Origin of the sequence: Delftia sp. 11MD (assembly GCF_050907895.1) — a bacterium.
GTDB classification, from domain to species: Bacteria; Pseudomonadota; Gammaproteobacteria; order Burkholderiales; family Burkholderiaceae_C; genus Comamonas; species Comamonas tsuruhatensis.
Genome location: NZ_CP194333.1, coordinates 2,329,829 through 2,347,083, shown reverse-complemented (window position 1 = coordinate 2,347,083; position 17,255 = coordinate 2,329,829). Strand labels below are relative to the sequence as shown.

At 64.0% G+C, this 17,255-nt stretch carries 21 protein-coding genes; 14 read left to right on the top strand and 7 right to left on the bottom strand.

The genetic code is table 11. The features are described 5' to 3' along the window. Positions 1-33 precede the first annotated feature (33 nt). Entirely contained in the window at positions 34-1,965 is a 1,932-nt protein-coding gene (gene thrS / locus ACRSCF_RS10580; RefSeq protein WP_016448317.1) for a threonine--tRNA ligase, read from the bottom strand. Between the two features lie 301 nt (positions 1,966-2,266). Further along, positions 2,267-3,598, bottom strand: coding sequence for an isocitrate lyase (gene aceA / locus ACRSCF_RS10575; protein WP_016448318.1), 1,332 nt, complete (start codon positions 3,596-3,598; stop codon positions 2,267-2,269). A 362-nt stretch (positions 3,599-3,960) separates the two neighbouring features. Between aceA and ACRSCF_RS10570 the strand changes: the two genes are divergently transcribed. The 8 genes from ACRSCF_RS10570 to ACRSCF_RS10535 all read left to right on the top strand — a co-directional run bounded on the left by ACRSCF_RS10570 (position 3,961) and on the right by ACRSCF_RS10535 (position 9,431). Next, entirely contained in the window at positions 3,961-4,911 is a 951-nt protein-coding gene (locus ACRSCF_RS10570; RefSeq protein WP_034364552.1) for a DMT family transporter, read from the top strand. A 216-nt stretch (positions 4,912-5,127) separates the two neighbouring features. Then, complete coding sequence (locus ACRSCF_RS10565; RefSeq protein WP_012206418.1) at positions 5,128-5,427, top strand: SWIB/MDM2 domain-containing protein; 300 nt, start codon at positions 5,128-5,130, stop codon at positions 5,425-5,427. A gap of 101 nt (positions 5,428-5,528) precedes the next feature. Then, a complete protein-coding gene (locus tag ACRSCF_RS10560) occupies positions 5,529-6,656 on the top strand; it encodes an alpha-hydroxy acid oxidase (RefSeq protein WP_034364670.1) in 1,128 nt (375 codons plus the stop codon). Positions 6,657-6,762: 106 nt separating this feature from the next. Then, positions 6,763-7,035 (top strand): (2Fe-2S)-binding protein, encoded by a 273-nt coding sequence (locus ACRSCF_RS10555; RefSeq protein WP_016448321.1) that lies wholly within the window; start codon positions 6,763-6,765, stop codon positions 7,033-7,035. A gap of 101 nt (positions 7,036-7,136) precedes the next feature. Beyond that, positions 7,137-7,841, top strand: a complete 705-nt coding sequence (locus ACRSCF_RS10550) for an energy transducer TonB (protein ID WP_432675721.1) — start codon at positions 7,137-7,139, stop codon at positions 7,839-7,841. Positions 7,842-7,856: 15 nt separating this feature from the next. After that, positions 7,857-8,579, top strand: a complete 723-nt coding sequence (locus tag ACRSCF_RS10545; RefSeq protein WP_016448323.1) for a MotA/TolQ/ExbB proton channel family protein — start codon at positions 7,857-7,859, stop codon at positions 8,577-8,579. A 3-nt stretch (positions 8,580-8,582) separates the two neighbouring features. After that, on the top strand, positions 8,583-8,996 hold the full coding sequence (locus ACRSCF_RS10540) for an ExbD/TolR family protein (protein WP_016448324.1): 414 nt from the start codon (positions 8,583-8,585) through the stop codon (positions 8,994-8,996). A gap of 213 nt (positions 8,997-9,209) precedes the next feature. Further along, on the top strand, positions 9,210-9,431 hold the full coding sequence (locus ACRSCF_RS10535; protein WP_016448325.1) for a hemin uptake protein HemP: 222 nt from the start codon (positions 9,210-9,212) through the stop codon (positions 9,429-9,431). A 265-nt stretch (positions 9,432-9,696) separates the two neighbouring features. Here ACRSCF_RS10535 and ACRSCF_RS10530 read toward each other — a convergent pair whose 3' ends face one another. Next, positions 9,697-10,104 carry a GlcG/HbpS family heme-binding protein gene (locus ACRSCF_RS10530; protein WP_017405970.1) on the bottom strand — a complete coding sequence of 136 codons (408 nt, stop codon included), beginning with the start codon at positions 10,102-10,104 and terminating at the stop codon, positions 9,697-9,699. A gap of 190 nt (positions 10,105-10,294) precedes the next feature. Here ACRSCF_RS10530 and ACRSCF_RS10525 point away from each other — a divergent pair, with 190 nt between their 5' ends. Together ACRSCF_RS10525 and ACRSCF_RS10520 are read left to right on the top strand one after the other, a co-directional pair. After that, a complete protein-coding gene (locus ACRSCF_RS10525; RefSeq protein WP_012206426.1) occupies positions 10,295-10,987 on the top strand; it encodes a Bax inhibitor-1/YccA family protein in 693 nt (230 codons plus the stop codon). 68 nt (positions 10,988-11,055) lie between these two features. Further along, entirely contained in the window at positions 11,056-11,484 is a 429-nt protein-coding gene (locus ACRSCF_RS10520) for a hypothetical protein (protein ID WP_016448327.1), read from the top strand. An 88-nt stretch (positions 11,485-11,572) separates the two neighbouring features. Here the strand turns inward: ACRSCF_RS10520 and rlmD are convergent, their stop codons facing one another. Together rlmD and ACRSCF_RS10510 are read right to left on the bottom strand one after the other, a co-directional pair. Next, positions 11,573-13,045: a 23S rRNA (uracil(1939)-C(5))-methyltransferase RlmD gene (rlmD, locus tag ACRSCF_RS10515; protein WP_034364556.1), complete on the bottom strand. Its 1,473-nt coding sequence runs from the start codon at positions 13,043-13,045 to the stop codon at positions 11,573-11,575. A 76-nt stretch (positions 13,046-13,121) separates the two neighbouring features. Then, the gene (locus tag ACRSCF_RS10510) at positions 13,122-13,439 is read right to left on the bottom strand and encodes a hypothetical protein (protein ID WP_017405967.1); all 318 of its coding nucleotides are present in this window, start codon (positions 13,437-13,439) and stop codon (positions 13,122-13,124) included. Between the two features lie 187 nt (positions 13,440-13,626). On the opposite strand from ACRSCF_RS10510, the gene ACRSCF_RS10505 reads away from it, so the two are divergent. Genes ACRSCF_RS10505 through ACRSCF_RS10490 form a run of 4 tightly spaced genes read left to right on the top strand, consistent with a single transcriptional unit; the run spans position 13,627 to position 15,962 of the window. After that, the gene (locus tag ACRSCF_RS10505) at positions 13,627-14,181 is read left to right on the top strand and encodes a GbsR/MarR family transcriptional regulator (RefSeq protein WP_034364559.1); all 555 of its coding nucleotides are present in this window, start codon (positions 13,627-13,629) and stop codon (positions 14,179-14,181) included. Positions 14,182-14,219: 38 nt separating this feature from the next. Beyond that, positions 14,220-15,089: an NAD-dependent epimerase/dehydratase family protein gene (locus ACRSCF_RS10500; RefSeq protein WP_244388014.1), complete on the top strand. Its 870-nt coding sequence runs from the start codon at positions 14,220-14,222 to the stop codon at positions 15,087-15,089. Beyond that, complete coding sequence (locus ACRSCF_RS10495) at positions 15,082-15,486, top strand: DoxX-like family protein (protein ID WP_034364561.1); 405 nt, start codon at positions 15,082-15,084, stop codon at positions 15,484-15,486. The genes ACRSCF_RS10500 and ACRSCF_RS10495 overlap by 8 nt, the downstream gene beginning before the upstream one ends. Then, positions 15,483-15,962, top strand: a complete 480-nt coding sequence (locus tag ACRSCF_RS10490) for a DUF2269 family protein (protein ID WP_432675715.1) — start codon at positions 15,483-15,485, stop codon at positions 15,960-15,962. Before ACRSCF_RS10495 ends, ACRSCF_RS10490 begins: the two co-directional genes overlap by 4 nt. 41 nt (positions 15,963-16,003) lie before the next feature. Here the strand turns inward: ACRSCF_RS10490 and ACRSCF_RS10485 are convergent, their stop codons facing one another. Then, complete coding sequence (locus ACRSCF_RS10485; protein ID WP_012206434.1) at positions 16,004-16,219, bottom strand: TOBE domain-containing protein; 216 nt, start codon at positions 16,217-16,219, stop codon at positions 16,004-16,006. A 54-nt stretch (positions 16,220-16,273) separates the two neighbouring features. Then, the gene (locus ACRSCF_RS10480) at positions 16,274-17,254 is read right to left on the bottom strand and encodes an ATP-binding cassette domain-containing protein (RefSeq protein ID WP_047218081.1); all 981 of its coding nucleotides are present in this window, start codon (positions 17,252-17,254) and stop codon (positions 16,274-16,276) included. Position 17,255: the final 1 nt, after the last annotated feature.

Here is a 17,255-nt window from a genome sequence, read left to right as displayed (position 1 = left end):
CGCCAAACGGCTAACGCCTTTGGAGATGCTCCGTCAGGCCTTCGCCGCGATGTCCTTGGCCACGAGTTCAATGAACGCGTCGACCGACATCACTCCGAGGTCCTTGTTGCCCCGTGCGCGCACTGCCACTGCACCAGCGGCCTTTTCCTTGTCGCCTGCAACAAGGATGTAAGGCAGCTTTTGCAACGAATGCTCCCGTATTTTATACGTAATCTTTTCGTTGCGCAGATCTGTCGCCACCCTAAGGCCTTGATTCGGAAATGCTTTTTGCAGCTTTTGCGCGACTTCCCGCACATAGTCCGCCTGCGCGTCAGTGATATTGAGCACGGCCGCCTGAACAGGAGCCAGCCATGTCGGCATGGCACCGGCATGCTGCTCGATGAGGATGCCGATGAAACGCTCAAGGCTGCCGACGATGGCGCGGTGCAGCATCACGGGGCGATGGCGATCGCCGTCTTCACCCACGTATTCCGCATCCAGGCGCTCGGGCATGGAGAAGTCGACCTGGATGGTGCCGCACTGCCACTGGCGACCGATGGCGTCCTTGAGCGTGTACTCGATCTTGGGACCGTAGAACGCGCCATCGCCGGGCGAGATCACGTACTCGCAGCCCGAAGCCTCCAGGCTGTTGATCAGCGCGGCCTCCGCCTTGTCCCAGCTTTCATCGGAGCCGATGCGCGCCTCGGGGCGCGTGGCGACCTTGTAGATGATGTCGCTGAAACCGAAGTCCGCGTAGACCTTTTGCAGCAGCGTGGTGAAGGCCAGCACCTCGGGCTGGATCTGGTCTTCGGTGCAGAAGACGTGGCCGTCATCCTGCGTGAAGCCGCGCACGCGCATGATGCCGTGCAGGCCGCCCGTGGGCTCGTTGCGGTGGCACTGGCCGAACTCGCCGTAGCGCAGCGGCAGGTCGCGGTAGCTCTTGATGCCCTGCTTGAAGATCAGGATGTGGCCGGGGCAGTTCATCGGCTTGAGCGCGTAGTCGCGCTTTTCCGACTCGGTCGTGAACATGTTCTCGCGGTACTTGTCCCAGTGGCCGGTCTTCTCCCACAGGGTCTTGTCCAGGATCTGCGGACCCTTGACCTCCTGGTAGCCGTTGTCCCGGTACACGCGGCGCATGTACTGCTCGACCTCTTGCCACAAAGCCCAACCCTTCGGATGCCAGAACACGGTGCCTGGCGAATGCTCGTCGATGTGGAACAGATCCAGTTCACGGCCCAGCTTGCGGTGGTCGCGCTTTTCGGCCTCCTCCAGCATGTGCAGGTACTGCTGCAGGTCGTCCTTGGTAGCCCAGGCCGTGCCGTACACGCGCTGCAGCATCTCGTTGCGATGGTCACCGCGCCAGTAGGCGCCAGCCACCTTCATCAGCTTGAAGAACTTGAGCTTGCCGGTGCTCGGCACGTGCGGGCCGCGGCACAGATCCTCGAAACCGCCTTCGCGGTACAGGCTCACATCCTCGTTCGAGGGGATGCTGGCGATGATCTCGGCCTTGTAGTTCTCGCCCATGCCCTTGAAGTAGGCCACGGCCTCGTCGCGCGGCAGCACGCGGCGCACCACGGGCTCGTCCTTGGCAGCCAGCTCGGCCATGCGTTTTTCGATGGCGACAAGATCCTCGGGCGTGAAAGGACGCTTGTACGAGAAGTCGTAGTAGAAGCCGTTCTCGATGACGGGGCCGATGGTGACCTGGGCGTCAGGAAACAGATCCTTGACGGCATAGGCCAGCAAGTGGGCCGTCGAATGACGGATCACGTCCAGGCCATCTGCATCCTTGGCCGTCACGATGGACAGGGGCATGTCCTTGTCGATCACAAAGCTGGTGTCCACCACCTTGGCGTCGTCGCCCGTGCCAACCTTGCCAGCCAGTGCAGCCTTGGCAAGGCCCGTGCCTATCGATGCAGCCACTTCGGCCACGGTGACCGGACCGGGATACTCGCGTTGCGAACCATCGGGAAGCGTAATGTGGATCATGGGATTCCTAAAAATATTTCTCAGGGGGTGCGCCATCCCCCAAAAGCAAAAAAGCGCGGAGCCGGGTCCGCGCTTTGTTGGGGTCGAGTGAATCTCGTGCAGGCGCGAACCGCCAGCCGCTAGCGGCCGGTGTACATCTCCGATGTAGTTCGCGGTGTCATAACCATGATGCCTTTCTCGCCCTTGTCAGTTGAAAACTCCTTGCATTTTAACCCCAGCAAAGAAAAAGCGCCCGAAGCACAAGGCCCCGGACGCTTTCTCACCCCTATCTACCTGAAGTTGCACTCACCGAAGCCGCGCTTCAGTGGAATTGCTCCTCTTCCGTGGAGCCGGTCAGCGCCTTCACGCTGGACGAGCCGCCCTGGATCACCGTGGTCACGTCGTCGAAGTAGCCTGCACCCACTTCCTGCTGGTGCGACACGAAGGTGTAGCCTTGCTCGCGGGCTGCGAATTCAGGCTCCTGCACCATGTTCACGTAGTGCTTCATGCCTTCGCCGTTGGCGTAGGCGTGGGCAAACTTGAAGGTGTTGAACCAGTTGATGTGGATGCCGGCCAGCGTGATGAACTGGAACTTGTAGCCCAACGCAGACAGCTCTTCCTGGAAGGAGGCAATCTGGCTGTCGTTGAGGTTCTTCTTCCAGTTGAACGAGGGCGAGCAGTTGTAGCTCAGCAGCTTGCCTGGGCAGGCACCATGCACGGCCTGGGCGAACTCGCGGGCAAAGCCGATGTCAGGCACGCCGGTTTCGCACCACACCAAGTCTGCATAGGGTGCGTAGGCCACGCCGCGGCTGATGGATTGCTCCATGCCGTTCCTGACCCGGTAGAAGCCTTCCTGCGTGCGCTCGCCGGTCAGGAACGGCTTGTCGTTGGCGTCATGGTCGGAGGTGATCAGGTTGGCGGCTTCAGCATCGGTACGGGCCAGCACGATGGTGGGCACGCCCATCACGTCGGCGGCAAAGCGTGCGGAGATGAGCTTCTCGACGGCTTCCTGGGTAGGCACCAGCACCTTGCCACCCATGTGGCCGCACTTCTTCACGGCGGCCAGTTGGTCCTCGAAGTGCACGCCTGCCGCGCCAGCGGCAATCATGTTCTTCATCAGCTCGAACGCGTTGAGCACGCCGCCGAAGCCGGCTTCGGCATCCGCCACGATAGGCAGGAAGTAGTCGATGAATTCCTTGTCGCCGGGGTTGATGCCACGGCTCCACTGGATTTCGTCGGCGCGCTTGAAGGTGTTGTTGATGCGGCGCACCATGGTGGGCACCGAGTCATAGGCGTACAGCGACTGGTCGGGGTACATGGTTTCGCTGGTGTTGCCGTCGGCAGCCACCTGCCAGCCCGACAGGTACACCGCTTCCAGGCCGGCCTTGGCCTGCTGCATGGCCTGGCCCGCAGAGATGGCGCCAAAGGCATTCACGTAGCCTTTCTTGGCACCGCCGTTGATCCTGTCCCAGAGCAGTTCCGCGCCGCGCTGGGCCAGCGTGTATTCAGGCTGCAGGCTGCCGCGAAGACGCACCACGTCAGCGGCGCTGTAGCCACGCTTGACACCCTTCCAACGGGGGTTCTGCGCCCAGTCTTTCTCAAGGGCGGAAATCTGTTGTTCGCGGCTCAGTTGCTGGGTCAGGGATTGGGGCATGTTGCTCTCCTGGGAGGTTGTTGAAACAAGCGGCTTTCTTGCGTCGGCCTTGGGATCAAATTTAAGTCTTATAGAAGACCCGATCAACATCTTGTGTCTTATACAAGACTAAATTTTTCTTCATAAAAATCAACAGCTTATTTTCATATTTTTCAATGTGAAATTGCATTTCTCGTATTGAGAAAAAATGGCGCAACGCAGCAATTCATTTTTTCACAATGCAAAAAGAAGATTCCATGCAGTGAAAATTTGCCACAGCATGGCAAGCATTCGCGACACAGGTATGTCACGGGTGCCTGCCGTGCTCGCAGGTACCATCGCGCGTTCAGGCAGCGCCACCGCCGCCCCAAACTCCACAAGCCGTGAACACCTCCCATCGCAGATCTGCCTATGCCTGCCTGGCGCTGAGCATGTCCCTGGTCGGCAGCTATGTCGCCCTATCCAAGCCCTTGGCCGCCATTTTTCCGGTGCTGTTGCTGGCCTGGCTGCGCTTTGGCATAGGAGCCATCGCCATGCTGCGATGGCTGCGCAAGCCGGCTGACGAGGCTCCCTTGCCGCGCCGCACACAAGGACTGCTGTTCCTGGAGTCGCTGTTCGGCAACTTCCTCTTCACCATCTGCATGGTTACCGGCGTCAGCCTGACCAGCGCCGTCACGGCAGGCGTGACCATGGCCGCCATTCCGGCCGCCGTGGCCTTGATGAGCTGGCTTTTCCTGCGCGAGCGCGTGGCCGCGCGCACCTGGCTGGCCATTGCACTGGCTGTGACCGGCATAGGCTTGTATGCACTGTCGCGCCCCGACGCGGGCACCGCGGCAGCCTCTTCGACCTCGTCGCAGGCATGGCTGGGGCAGATGCTGCTCGTCGGCGCCGTGCTTTGCGAGGCGTTTTACGCCGTGATCGGCAAGCGCCTGACCACATCCCTGGGGCCCAAACGCATCACATCGATCGTCAACCTCTGGGGATTTGCGCTGTCAACTCCCTTCGGGCTGTATCTGGCCTGGCACTTCGACTTCGGCAGCGTGCAATGGAGCATCTGGGGACTGCTGCTGTTCTACGCCCTGGCTGCCTGCGTGTGGACCGTATGGCTGTGGATGACGGGCCTGCGCAGCGTGCCAGCCTCGCAGGCGGGCACTTTCACGGTTTTGCTGCCGATCAGCGCCGCCTTGGTCGGCATGTGCGTGCTGGGCGAACGGGTCACATCCATGCAGGCGCTGGCCTTCGCGATCGCCCTGCTGGGCATTTTTGTGGCTACCTGGCCCGCCCGAAAACTCTCTTCGGAACCTTCGTCCACAAGCGAAGTCCGCCCCCTCTGAAAGCGCTGGCTCCGACGGCCCTCCAGCCATGGCGGCCCCCGAAAGGGAGCAGGAATGCAAAAACTCTTCAAAAAACAGCGCCACAGCAACAAATCGAGGCAAAAATTTGACGGGTGAGCTTGGAAGACCGTTTTTTTCCCATTAGCATCAGCCTGCCAGTGGATAGCGACGGTTTTTCGCTGGTAAAGAATCCACTCCATACTAGGAACAAGCAACATGGCAACTGCAAAGAAGGCAACGGCTGCTCCGGCAGCTCCCGCAAAGAAGCGCACTCCCAACGCCGCCTTCATGAAACCCCTCACCCCCAGCCCCGCTCTGGCTGCCGTGGTGGGTTCCACCCCCCTGCCCCGCACCGAGATCATCAGCAAGCTGTGGGTCTACATCAAGGCCAACAAGCTGCAAGACGCTGCCAACAAGCGCATGATCAACGCTGATGCCAAGCTCAAGGAAGTGTTCGGCAAGCCCCAAGTCTCGATGTTCGAGATGGCTGGCCTGATCGGCAAGCACGTCAAGTAATCCCCGGGCCTGCCCCACGGATGAAAGCCGGCCCATGGGCCGGCTTTTCTTTTTTCCGGATGTCTGCCACCGGCGATGCGCCATCGCCCCCCTCCAATGCCATGAGCCAAGTGCCCGCACTGCAAGCCGTTCCCGACGGCATCATCAATCTGGCCGACCACGAGATCCAGGCGCGGCAGCGGTTGGACGACAACGCCTGGGCCTACTTCTCGGGCGGCGCGGCCGATGAGCACAGCCTTGCCGCCAACCGCAGCGCCTGGGATGCGCTCACGTTGTGGCCACGCGTACTCAGGCCTCTTGCAGGGGGAAACACACGGCTGCAACTGCTGGGGCGAGAGCTGGCCTGCCCCCTGCTGGTCGCCCCCATGGCCTTCCAGCAAATGGCGCATGCCGACGCAGAGCTTGCAACAGCCTATGCGGCTGCGGCGCTGGGCGCGGGCATGGTGCTCAGCACCCAGGCCAGCCTGCCGCTGGAGACTGTGGCGAAGGCCGCACAGCTCACGCCGACCCGCGGGCCGCTATGGTTCCAGCTGTACCTGCAGCACGACCGGGGCTTTACCAGGCAATTGATCGAACGGGCCGAGGCGGTAGGCTACGAAGCGCTGGTGCTGACGGTGGACGCCCCCGCCAGCGGCGTACGGGACCGTGAACGCCGCGCGCGCTTTAGCCTTCCCGCCGGCATTTCTGCCGTCAATCTGCAGGGCCTGGCTCCATCTCCGGCCGTCCGGCTCACACCGGACCAGAGCGCACTGTTCGACGGCCTGCTGCAGCATGCGCCCACCTGGGATGACGTCGCCTGGCTGCAGCAGCAGACACGCCTGCCAGTGCTGCTCAAGGGGGTGCTGCATCCGGCTGACGCGCTGCAGGCGGCGAGATCGGGCGTGGCAGGCATCATTGTTTCCAACCACGGGGGACGCACGCTGGATACCGTTCCCGCAACGGCCACCGCACTGGCGCGCGTCACCAAGGCCTTGCGCAACTCGGGCCATGCGCTCCCTGTGCTCGCCGACGGCGGCATACGGCGAGGCACCGATGTGCTCAAGGCCATCGCTCTCGGTGCAACGGCTGTGCTGATAGGCCGCCCGATAATCTGGGGTCTGGCCAATGCAGGTGCCGCTGGCGTGGCCCACGTACTGAGGCTGCTGCGCGACGAACTGGAGGTCGCCATGGCCCTGACAGGCTGTGCAACCCTCGCGCAGGCCACTGTGGAACTGCTGGATACCGAGTAAAGCGCAAGGCCATACAGCCCTACAGACAACCAAGAATTGCAAATGCGATGAATTCTCATTTATAATTTTTCATCTCATCAATAGCCAGCCATTACTGCCTGTAGCCATGATCGTCTGTGTATGTCGCCGGGTTTCCGACCGTGAGATCGCACGCCACGCTCACGCTGGCATGAGCTTTGACGAAATCCAATTCGAATTGGGTATCGCCATGCAGTGCGGCCGGTGCGAGAGTTGTGCCCGGGATGTGGTGGCGCAATGCTGCGCAACCCAGCCCGTGGCGGCCATACACAACGAGATCGCGGCCCAGACCGTCCAGCTTGCCAACAATATCCTGGAGAGCAAAGCATGGTCCTCCTCTCAGCACTTGTCGGCAGCCTGATCCTCGTCGTTACATGCACCTGGTGGATCCTGCGCAGCTGATACTCCGTCTTCCGAGCGACAGCACCCGGCACCTATCCGCTGTCAGCTCCTTCTGTCTCTATGTCCCAGTCTGATCGTTTTGGCCCCCCCGGGGGCCCTGGCCGTAACGTGGCCATCGCGGGTTCGGTCGTGGTCTTGCATGCAGCAACCCTCTGGGCGATGCAGCATGGCCTGCTCCAGCGCGCCCCCGAAGAGGTCATCGTGCCAGCCCAGGTGATCGCGGAATTCATTTCGCCACCCGCGCCCGAGCCCGAGGCCCCCAAGCCACCTCCGCCGCCACCGCCCCCCCCCAAGCCACAGCCGGTCGTGAAGAAGGCGCCGCCTCTGCCCAAGGCCATTGCCGATCCCAAGCCGGCACCTGCGGCGCCGCGAGGCACGCTGGAAGACGAGCCCAAGCCCGTGGTGGAGGCACCGCCGGCCCCCCCGGCACCGCCCGCCCCACCTGCCCCGCCCGCGCCTCCTGCCCCTCCGGCACCGCCCAAGATCGAGCTGCCATCCAACAATGCCGCCTACCTGAACAACCCGGCACCCAACTACCCTGCCATCAGCCGGCGCATGGGCGAGCAGGGAACCGTGATGCTGCGCATCTTCGTGGATGCGCAAGGCCTGCCTCAGAAGATCGAGGTCAGCAAATCCAGCGGCTACGACCGTCTGGACCAGCAGGCCGTGGACGGCGTCAAGAACTGGAAGTTCGTCCCCGGCAAGAGCAACGGCACGCCAACCCCCATGTGGGTTACGGTCCCGGTCAAATTCACCCTCAATTGATTCTCAGGAGTATCCATGGATTCCCAATTCGGCATTGCCCACGTCTGGACGCAGGGAGACTTCGTCACCCGTGCCGTCGCCGTCATCCTGCTGGCCATGTCGGTGGCCTCTTGGCTGGTGATGATCATCAAGGCCCTGGACATCGTGAAGTTCAAGAAGTACGCCCGCAACGCCCAGGACTTCTGGCACAGCCCCGACCTGGCCAGCGGCCTGGAAAAGCTCGGCAATGACCGGTCCAACCCCTTCCGCTACCTGGTGCTCGAAGGCCGCGAAGCCACTGCCCACCACCGCAAGACCAGCGCCCACCTGCACGACACGCTTGACATCAGCGACTGGGTGACCCGCTGCATGCGCAACGGCATCAGCGAGTTCACGGCCCGCCTGCAATCGGGCCTGGCCATTCTGGCCTCCGTGGGCTCTACAGCTCCCTTCATCGGCCTGTTCGGCACCGTCTGGGGCATCTACCACGCACTGGTCGCCATCGGCCTGTCGGGCCAGTCCTCCATCGACAAGGTGGCAGGCCCCATCGGCGAGGCGCTGATCATGACGGCCCTGGGTCTGGCCGTGGCCATTCCGGCCGTGCTCGGCTACAACGCCGTGGTGCGTGGCAACAAGTCCATCCTCAACGCACTCAACAGCTTTGCCCACGACATGCACGCCTACTTCGTGACCGGCGCCCGTGTGTCCATCGACGGCAAGGAAGCCGGCAATGTGCTGCCGCTGAAGAAAGGCGCGTAAGCCATGGCATTCGGAACAATGGATGATGACGGCGAAGAGGTGATGAACGAGATCAACATGACGCCGCTGGTCGACGTCATGCTGGTGCTTCTGATCATCTTCATCATCACCGTGCCGGTGATGAAGCATTCGGTGAACGTGGACCTGCCCCGCGCCACCAACCAGCCCGAAGACGTCAAGCCCGCCACCGTGCGCCTGGCCGTGTCCGCTGATGGCCAGTACCACTGGAATGGCGTGGCCGTGAGCGATACGCAGTTCGAGGAAAACCTCAAGGCCGAGGCAGCCAAGGAGCCGCAACCCGACCTGCACATCCAGGGCGACAAGGAAGTGCGCTACGAGCGTGTTGCCCAGGCCATGGCCGCCGCCCAGCGTGCCGGCGTGCGCAAGATCGGCTTTGTGACGGACCCCGTCAAGTAGGCCGCGAGAGCGGCATTCGTTGCCTGGCGCTCAGCGACAACGGCCCTTCGGGGCCGTTTTCCATTGCGGCCCGGTCTTGGAACAAGCTCGCGAGGTGATCAGGCGTTCGGTCGTTCGGGGGGCAGAAACCACAATGAGAGTAAGTCTCACTTGATTTTCAATTGAGAATTGTTATCATTCACAAAACTTTCCAATTTTTGAGGAATTCCCTGCATGTCTGCCACTTCCGCCGCCACCTCGCATCTGTCCGGCAACTCCACAGCCCAGGCCTTTGCAGCGCTGCAGGCCGCAGCATCCGCAGCCCTCAGCGGGGCCGCCAGCGGACTCGACAGCACCTTGCTGCTCAATGGGCAGAAGGCTGTGACCATCGTGCACAACGGCACACCCTATCGTCTGCAGGCCACCAAGCTGGGCAAGCTCATCCTGACCAAATAACCAAGATTGCAGCCGTCGGCGGGTCATGTTCGGGTCCGCTGACCGCTTCTTTGTTTCATCGTGGGGCGACCTTGGGGCTTCCAGTCCCAAAGGTCGATTAGCCAGCCAACAGAATCTTCGGATTTTGCGTAGCCAAGCATTTTTTCCCTGAGCTGCAATGTGGATCGCTTCAAAGAAAAAGCCCCTGTACCTCAGTACAGGGGCTTTTTCTTTGCCTCATGAATCGGCCCGAAAGGCAGATTCATGCAGGGTGCATCAGGGGCTTTTACAGACCCAGAGCCGCAATGCCGGCGCTGGCCACCTGGGCATCCTCATTGGCTTTGACGCCGCTGACGCCCACGGCACCCAGGCACTGGCCGTCCTTCATGATGGCCACGCCGCCTTCGAGCAGGCCGTCCACCGTGGGGGCGCTCAGGAAGGCCGTACGGCCGTTGTTGATCATGTCTTCATAGCCCTTGGTATCGCGGCGGCCCAGGGCAGCCGAACGGGCCTTGGACGGAGCGATATGGGCCGAGACTGCGGCGGCGCCATCGAGGCGCTGCAGCCACAGCAGGTGACCGCCGTCATCGACGATGGCAATGGTCACGGCCCACTTGTTCTTCAGCGCCTCGGCCTCTGCGGCGGCGGCAATGGCCTTCACGTCGGCCAGTTCGAGTTCATGCTTGGTCTTCATAAGATTGCAGTTATCCATTCCATCACAAATGTCCTATAAGCATAGCAATCGTATGAGGACTGACAATGCATGCGCAGAACAAAACATTCGAAACCAAACCATGGCAGCGGCTCGGGGTATTGCAAGCGGCGCGCGAGCCGCCACCTAGAATGGGCAAGTCGCAACAACACTCCTTCGGAGGACTGGCCACATGAATGATCAAGTCACCACACTGGGCTCTGCGGGCTACGGTGTCTCGCAGCAAGAGCGCAATCGCGTATTGCGCAACACCTACTGGCTGCTGGCCCTGAGTCTTCTCCCCACCGTGCTGGGCGCTTGGCTGGGCGTGGCCACGGGCATCACGCGCTCGCTGAGCGGCGGTCTGGGGCTCATCGTCTTCCTGGGCGGCGCCTTCGGCTTCATGTTCGCCATCGAGAAGACAAAGCACTCGGCAGCCGGCATTCCCGTGCTGCTGGGCTTTACCTTCTTCATGGGCCTGATGCTGTCGCGCATGATCGGCATGATCCTGGGCTTCAAGAACGGCTCCGAGCTGATCATGACCGCCTTTGCAGGCACGGCCGGCGTGTTCCTGGTCATGGCCTCGCTGGCCACGGTGATCAAGCGCGACCTGTCGGGCATGGGCAAGTTCCTGTTCGTGGGCGTGCTGGTGCTGTTCGTGGGCTCCATCATCAACGTCTTCATCGGCTCCACGGCCGGCATGATGGCGATCTCGGTGGCGGCCATCGGCATCTTCAGCGCCTACATGCTCTATGACCTCAAGCAGATCATGGACGGCGGCGAGACCAACTACATCAGCGCCACGCTGGCCCTGTACCTGGACCTGTTCAACGTGTTCCAGAGCCTGCTGGCCCTGCTGGGCATCATGGGTGGCGAACGCGACTGATGCCGCACGCGCCAAGGCTGCGCCTTGCGTGCTGCAACACCAAAGGCCTCCTTCGGGAGGCCTTTTGCATGTCCGGGATCATCATTCGTGCAAGGCGGGCTCAACTTTTTCCGGGTCGTGCCGATAATCTCGTCAAGATGACCATGCCTAATCTTCCCCGCACCTTCGCCATCCTGCTGCTGCCCACGCTGCTTGCCGGCTGCAAGCTGGATGATATTCCGGGCCTGGGGCCGGACCCCCGCGCCGTCGCCAAGGAGGCCGAGGCCAAGGCCATTGGCGGGGCCTGCCGCCATGCCCTGCGCGGGCTGGAGGACTGCTACACGCTCAACCCCAAATCGCCCAAGGCCCTGGTGTTCGCAGGCTGGAAGGATATGGACGAATACATGCGCGCCAACAAGATCGAGGGCACGCCTTCGGTCCTGGGCCAGAGTGACCGCCGCCGCAGCGACAAGGAAGATGTGCCTGCCGAGCCTTCGGCAGGACGCAATCGCAGCTGATCCGGCAGGCATCCGGATCCGGCCGCAAAAAAGCCGTGGCGCCCTCAGGCGGCCACGGCTTTTTCATGCAGGGTCTGAGGGGCCGCCGTCAGTCCACGCGACGCTCGAACACCGCCATGCTCTCCACATGGGCCGTGTGCGGGAACATGTTGACCACGCCGGCCGAAACACAGCGATAGCCGGCCAGGTGCACCAGCAGACCGGCATCGCGCGCCAGCGTGGCGGGATTGCAGCTGACATAGACGATGCGCTCTGGAAAGCGCCAGTCCTCATGCCCTACCGGCAGGGGCTCGGCGCCTTCGGCGCCGATGCGCGCCTGGTGGATGTCGGCCAGGGCCTTGGACAGCGCAAACGCTCCTTCGCGCGGCGGATCGACCAGCCACTTGCCGGCGACGCCGTCGGCGAACAGCATCTCGGGCGTCATCTCGAACAGGTTGCGCGCCACAAAGCGCGTGGGCGCGAGCTTGTCACCCTCCGCCCGCTGCGCGTTGTTGGCCGCGTAGTTTTCATGGGAACGCTTGACCAGGGTGTCGCTGCCCTCGATGCCCAGCACCTCGCGCGCCTGCGTGGCCAAGGGCAGGGTGAAGTTGCCCAGACCGCAGAACCAGTCGATCACGCGCTCATCCTTCTTGACATCCAGCAAGCGCAGCGCGCGCGTGACCAGCACGCGGTTGATGTGCGGATTGACCTGGGTGAAGTCCGTGGGCTTGAACGGCATGGTGATGCCGAAATCGGGCAGGCCGTAGTCGAGTTGGGCGCCTCCCTGCTCCATGAGGTGCACGGTGTCCGGGCCCTTGGGTTGAAGCCACCACTGCACGTTGTGCTCGGCCGCGAAAGCGCGGAGCCGGGCCTGATCGTCCTCGGACAGCGGCTCCAGGTGGCGCAGCACCAGGGCCGTGACGGAGTCGCCGCAGGCGACCTCGATCTGCGGGCAGGTTTCGCGCGCATCCATGGAGGCGATCAGCGCGCGCATGGGCAGCAGCATGGCATCCACATGGGGCGGCAGGATCTTGCAGGTCTCCATGTCGGCGATGTAGCGGCTCTTGCGCTCGTGAAAGCCCACCAGCACCTTGCCCTTCTTGGCCACGTAGCGCACCGACAGGCGCGAGCGGAAGCGGTAGCCCCAGGACGGACCTTCGATGGGGCGCAGCAGCGTCTCGGGCCTGACCTTGGCCAGATGCCAGAGGTTGTCCTCCAGCACGCGCTGCTTGATGGCCACCTGGGCAGCGACGTGCAGATGCTGCATCTTGCAGCCGCCGCACGCGCCGGCATGCAAGCCGAAGTTGGGGCAGCCGGGGCGCACGCGCTGGGAGGATTCGCGGTGGATGGCCGTCAGGCTGGCGGCTTCCCAGTTGTTTTTCTTGCGATGGGTATTGGCGCTGACCAGCTCGGTCGGCAGTGCGCCGTCGATGAATACCACCTTGCCATCGCTCTTGCGGGCCACGCCCTGGGCGTCCATATCCATGGACAGCACCTGCAGCCAGCCTTCGGGCAGTGCAGGGGCGTCGGCGTCGGCTTCGGGCAGGTTGTCGGGGTTCTTGTTGTCGCGGGGTTCACTCATGGGGCCAGATTGTCTCAGGCTCTCCGATTGCCCTGGTGGCGGCCCCCCAAAAAAGCCCCGAACTCGCTTTTGCCCCTCAGGAGCGCGGCGTGCTGCTGCGGCCCAGGTCCCGCTGGCGCTCCTGGCGTGCACGCGCCAGCTGTTCGCGCTCGGCCAGCAGATTGACTTCAGTGAGGCAGTTGAACTCGTCCAGCGTGAACACCATGGTGGCGCCGCGCTCGATCTTGTCCACGGTCTGGTGCAGCGGCAAGGTCAGGTCCACCGGCGGGCGGTTGGAGCGGTAGATCAGTTCCTGCTCGGGCGTGTAGACGGAATAGCAGGCGGCAGACGCGGCCTGCGCCAGCGCGCAGGCGGCCAGCACGGTGATGGCACGCAGGTTTTGCACAGCAGTCATGGTGTTCCCCTCAAAACGGCGGCCCGCCTGTGTATGTACTGGGTGGCAGGCCAGGCTGCCCAGCATTATGGAGCAGCACATGCCGCGCCCCGCCAGGTGCCGCCTCCGCGCTGCAGCCGGTTTTGATTTTTCAGTTTTCTCAAATTTCTCTCTTGACAGAAATTTCAGGCATGCAGACACTGAGGCCATGCAACTGAGTCCCATCGCACACCGTTTCATCCACCATTGGGGCGACATGGGCAGCTCCTGGGGAGTGAACCGCACGGTCGCCCAGATCCACGCCCTGCTGTTTTTCCATGGCCGTCCGCTCAATGCGGAAGAGATTGCCGGCACGCTGGGCGCCGCTCGCTCCAACGTGAGCAACAGCCTCAAGGAACTGCAGGACTGGGAGCTGATCCGCACCAGCCGCAGGCCCGGCGACCGCCGCGACTACTTCGAGACCTCGTCCGATGTCTGGGAGCTGCTGCGCACCATCGTGCGAGAGCGCAAGCAGCGCGAGTTCGACCCGACCTCCGAGATGCTGCGCGAACTGATCGCCGAGCCCGGTTTCGATGCCGAATCCCCCGACACCCAGGACCGCGTGCACGAGACGCTGCGCCTCATGGAGTCGCTGGGCATCTGGACCGACGAGATGCTGCGGCTGTCGCCCTCCACGCTGGACAAGCTCCTGCGCCTGGGCGCCAGCGTGCAGCGCTTCGTGCGCTCCGAGGCCGCTGACACCCGTGTCAAGCGCGGACGCTGAGCCTGAAATTTCCGTCACAAGAGAAACTGGAGGTCACCATGCGCATTCTGGTCTGCGGCGGCAACGGCTTCATCGGCCGCCATATCGTCAACCTGCTGGCACTGTCCGGCCACGACCCCGTGGCGCGCAGCCGCCATTCACTGCCTGCGCTCGACTACGCCAAGGCCACCACGCCCGACGCCTGGCTGCCGCACCTGGCGGGCGTGGATGCCGTGGTCAATGCCGTGGGCGTGCTGCGCGACAGCGCCTCCCGGCCCATCGATGCCATGCATGCCAAGGCCCCCATCGCCCTGTTCGATGCCTGCGCGGCAGCCGGCGTGCGGCGCGTGGTGCAGATCTCTGCCCTGGGCATAGAAGGCAGTGCCACGCGCTACGCCACCACCAAGCGCGCCGCTGACGAGCATCTGCTGGCACTCACGGCAGCCGGACATCTGCAAGGCTGCGTGGTCCGCCCCAGCGTGGTGTTCGGCGCTGGCGGCGCCAGCAGCGAGATGTTCCTGTCCATGGCGCGCCTGCCGGCGCTGCTGCTGCCGCGCCCCGTGCTGCAGGCCCGCGTGCAGCCGGTAGCCGTGCGCGACCTGGCCGAGGCCGTGGCCGGCCTGGTGACGCGCCCCGAGCCCGTGGGCATGATCGAGATCGGTGGCCCCCTGCCCTTGCCGCTGGCCGCACTGATTGCCAGCCTGCGCGCGCAAATGGGCCGCGCCCCCGCCCGCGTGGGCACGCTGCCCGGCTGGCTCACCCGCGCCAGCGCACGCGCTGGCGACTGGGTCAGCGCCTCGCCCTGGTGCAGCGAGACACTGGCCATGCTGGCCAGCGACAACGTCACTGATCCGGCGGGATTGCAAACCCTGCTGGGCCGGCCCGGCATTGCACCCGCCCAGCTGCTGGCCACGCTGCGCCATGGGTGAGCACCGCCTGCGCCAGGTTCCCCCTTCACAGCGCACCATGCACTTGAGCCTGATCGCCGTCTGGCTGGGCACGGCCCTGGTCAGCGCCATCGAGCACCGCGGCCTGAGCGTGCAGGTGCTGGCCGATGCCGGCATCCACGATGCGCGCTGGCAGACATTCCTGATCTGGAGCGGCCTGCTCGCCGACCTGGCCGTGGGCCTGGCGCTGTGGCTGCTGCCCGGCCGCAAGAGCTATCTGGCGGCCCTGCTGCTGATGGCCGCCATGACCGTACTGGCCACGGCGCTGCAGCCCACGCTGTGGCTGCATCCGCTGGGGCCGCTGCTCAAGAACCTGCCGATCGCAGCCATGCTGCTGCACCTGATGTCGGCACCTGTCACCCCGAAGGAGTCCGCATGAATCTCTACCTGTTGCTCAAGACGCTGCATATCGCGTCCAGCGTGCTGCTGGTCGGCACCGGCCTGGGCTCGGCCTTCTACATGTTCTTCGCCAACCGCAGCAGCAGCGTCGCTGCCCAGGCCGTGGTCAGCCGCCTGGTGGTGCGTGCGGACTGGTGGTTCACCACGCCCTGCGTGGTCATACAGCCTGTGAGCGGCATTGCCCTGGCCCACATGGCGGGCTGGCCGTTGACCACGCCGTGGCTGGCACTGTCGCTGGGCCTGTACCTGCTGGCCGGCGCCTGCTGGCTGCCCGTGGTCTGGCTGCAGGTGCGCATGGCCGCCATGGCGCGCGGCGCGCACGCAGCGCAGGCCGCCCTGCCCGCGCTGTATGCCGTCTATGCCCGGCGCTGGGAGGCGCTGGGCTACCCGGCCTTCATCGCCATGGCCGTGACCTATTACCTGATGGTCAACAAGCCGATGCTCTGGGGCGGTTGAGCATCGGCAATGCCTTCAGTGCCTGGCCTCAGAGCTTGGCCTCAGAGCTTGGCAATGGACACTTCGGTGGACTTGACCAGGGCCACCACGTCGGAGCCCACGACCAGGCCCAGCTCGTCCACCGAGCGCGTGGTGATCACCGAGGTGACCACGCCCCAGGGCGTCTGCACGTCGACTTCGGAAACGACATCGCCACGGATGATTTCGCGCACCTGGCCCTTGAACTGGTTGCGCACGTTGATGGCTTGAATGGACATGTTTTTCTCCTGGGGATCAAAAGGAATCAAAGGAAGGTGGGGGAAAACGGAAAGTCAGACCGCCCAGCGCAGGCCATGGGCCGGCACGCCGGGCCAGGCCGTGGTGTCGGTCAGCGGGTTGGAGTCGGGCTCGGCGGCGGGCTTTTGCAGCACGCGGTCGAGAATGCGTTGCTCGATGGCCGCCAGCGCCACGCTGCCGTGCACGCGCGGCCGTGGCAGGGCGATGCGTTCATCCAGCGCGATGCGGCCGTCCTCGATCAGCACCACGCGGTCGGCCAGGGCCACGGCCTCCTGCACGTCATGCGTGACCAGCAGGGCCGTGAAGCCGTGGCGCTGCCACAGGCCTTCGATCAGGCGGTGCATCTCTATGCGGGTGAGCGCATCGAGCGCGCCCAGCGGCTCGTCCAGCAGCAGCAGTTGCGGGCGGTGCACCAGGGCGCGCGCCAGGGCCACGCGCTGGCGCTGGCCGCCAGACAGGCGCGCCGGCCATTCGCCCTCGCGGTCGGCCAGGCCGACCTGGGCCAGCACTTCGCGGCCACGTTCCTGGGCCGAGGCGGGCAGGCCCAGCGTCACATTGGCCAGCACGCGCCGCCAGGGCAGCAGGCGCGCATCCTGGAACATGATGCGCGTGCCGCCCTGCGCGCCCTGCACGGCGCGGGCGGGCTCGCCGTCCAGCAGCAGGGTGCCGGCCGTGGCCTGTTCCAGGCCTGCGACCAGGCGCAGCAAGGTGCTCTTGCCGCAGCCGCTGCGGCCCACGATGGCGACGAATTCGCCAGGCTCCACCTGCAGTTGCACTTCGTGCAGCACCTCGCGCTGGCCGTAGCGCTTGGTCAGCCCGCCGGCCTGCAGGCGCACGCCACGGCGCGGTGCGGATTGGGGGGATGCGGACTGCGGCGCATCGTCGTTCTGGGCCAGGCGGTCGCTGACGTCCAGGCCATCGGCGTCGAACGAGGCCTCCCAGGCCATCGCCGGCGCGGTGGTGTTCAGCTCCACGGCCTGTGCCAGCGTGGTCTTCATGCGGTTCCATCGGCTCATG

What these genes read in the sequence shown, in the direction of transcription:
- thrS (WP_016448317.1), bottom strand. Translation starts at nt 1,965, where the DNA reads ATGATCCACATTACGCTTCCCGATGGTTCGCAACGCGAGTATCCCGGT.
- aceA (WP_016448318.1), bottom strand. Translation starts at nt 3,598, where the DNA reads ATGCCCCAATCCCTGACCCAGCAACTGAGCCGCGAACAACAGATTTCC.
- ACRSCF_RS10565 (WP_012206418.1), top strand. Translation starts at nt 5,128, where the DNA reads ATGGCAACTGCAAAGAAGGCAACGGCTGCTCCGGCAGCTCCCGCAAAG.
- ACRSCF_RS10560 (WP_034364670.1), top strand. Translation starts at nt 5,529, where the DNA reads ATGAGCCAAGTGCCCGCACTGCAAGCCGTTCCCGACGGCATCATCAAT.
- ACRSCF_RS10555 (WP_016448321.1), top strand. Translation starts at nt 6,763, where the DNA reads ATGATCGTCTGTGTATGTCGCCGGGTTTCCGACCGTGAGATCGCACGC.
- ACRSCF_RS10550 (WP_432675721.1), top strand. Translation starts at nt 7,137, where the DNA reads ATGTCCCAGTCTGATCGTTTTGGCCCCCCCGGGGGCCCTGGCCGTAAC.
- ACRSCF_RS10545 (WP_016448323.1), top strand. Translation starts at nt 7,857, where the DNA reads ATGGATTCCCAATTCGGCATTGCCCACGTCTGGACGCAGGGAGACTTC.
- ACRSCF_RS10540 (WP_016448324.1), top strand. Translation starts at nt 8,583, where the DNA reads ATGGCATTCGGAACAATGGATGATGACGGCGAAGAGGTGATGAACGAG.
- ACRSCF_RS10535 (WP_016448325.1), top strand. Translation starts at nt 9,210, where the DNA reads ATGTCTGCCACTTCCGCCGCCACCTCGCATCTGTCCGGCAACTCCACA.
- ACRSCF_RS10530 (WP_017405970.1), bottom strand. Translation starts at nt 10,104, where the DNA reads ATGAAGACCAAGCATGAACTCGAACTGGCCGACGTGAAGGCCATTGCC.
- ACRSCF_RS10525 (WP_012206426.1), top strand. Translation starts at nt 10,295, where the DNA reads ATGAATGATCAAGTCACCACACTGGGCTCTGCGGGCTACGGTGTCTCG.
- ACRSCF_RS10520 (WP_016448327.1), top strand. Translation starts at nt 11,056, where the DNA reads ATGTCCGGGATCATCATTCGTGCAAGGCGGGCTCAACTTTTTCCGGGT.
- rlmD (WP_034364556.1), bottom strand. Translation starts at nt 13,045, where the DNA reads ATGAGTGAACCCCGCGACAACAAGAACCCCGACAACCTGCCCGAAGCC.
- ACRSCF_RS10510 (WP_017405967.1), bottom strand. Translation starts at nt 13,439, where the DNA reads ATGACTGCTGTGCAAAACCTGCGTGCCATCACCGTGCTGGCCGCCTGC.
- ACRSCF_RS10505 (WP_034364559.1), top strand. Translation starts at nt 13,627, where the DNA reads ATGCAACTGAGTCCCATCGCACACCGTTTCATCCACCATTGGGGCGAC.
- ACRSCF_RS10500 (WP_244388014.1), top strand. Translation starts at nt 14,220, where the DNA reads ATGCGCATTCTGGTCTGCGGCGGCAACGGCTTCATCGGCCGCCATATC.
- ACRSCF_RS10495 (WP_034364561.1), top strand. Translation starts at nt 15,082, where the DNA reads ATGGGTGAGCACCGCCTGCGCCAGGTTCCCCCTTCACAGCGCACCATG.
- ACRSCF_RS10490 (WP_432675715.1), top strand. Translation starts at nt 15,483, where the DNA reads ATGAATCTCTACCTGTTGCTCAAGACGCTGCATATCGCGTCCAGCGTG.
- ACRSCF_RS10485 (WP_012206434.1), bottom strand. Translation starts at nt 16,219, where the DNA reads ATGTCCATTCAAGCCATCAACGTGCGCAACCAGTTCAAGGGCCAGGTG.
- ACRSCF_RS10480 (WP_047218081.1), bottom strand. Translation starts at nt 17,254, where the DNA reads ATGAGCCGATGGAACCGCATGAAGACCACGCTGGCACAGGCCGTGGAG.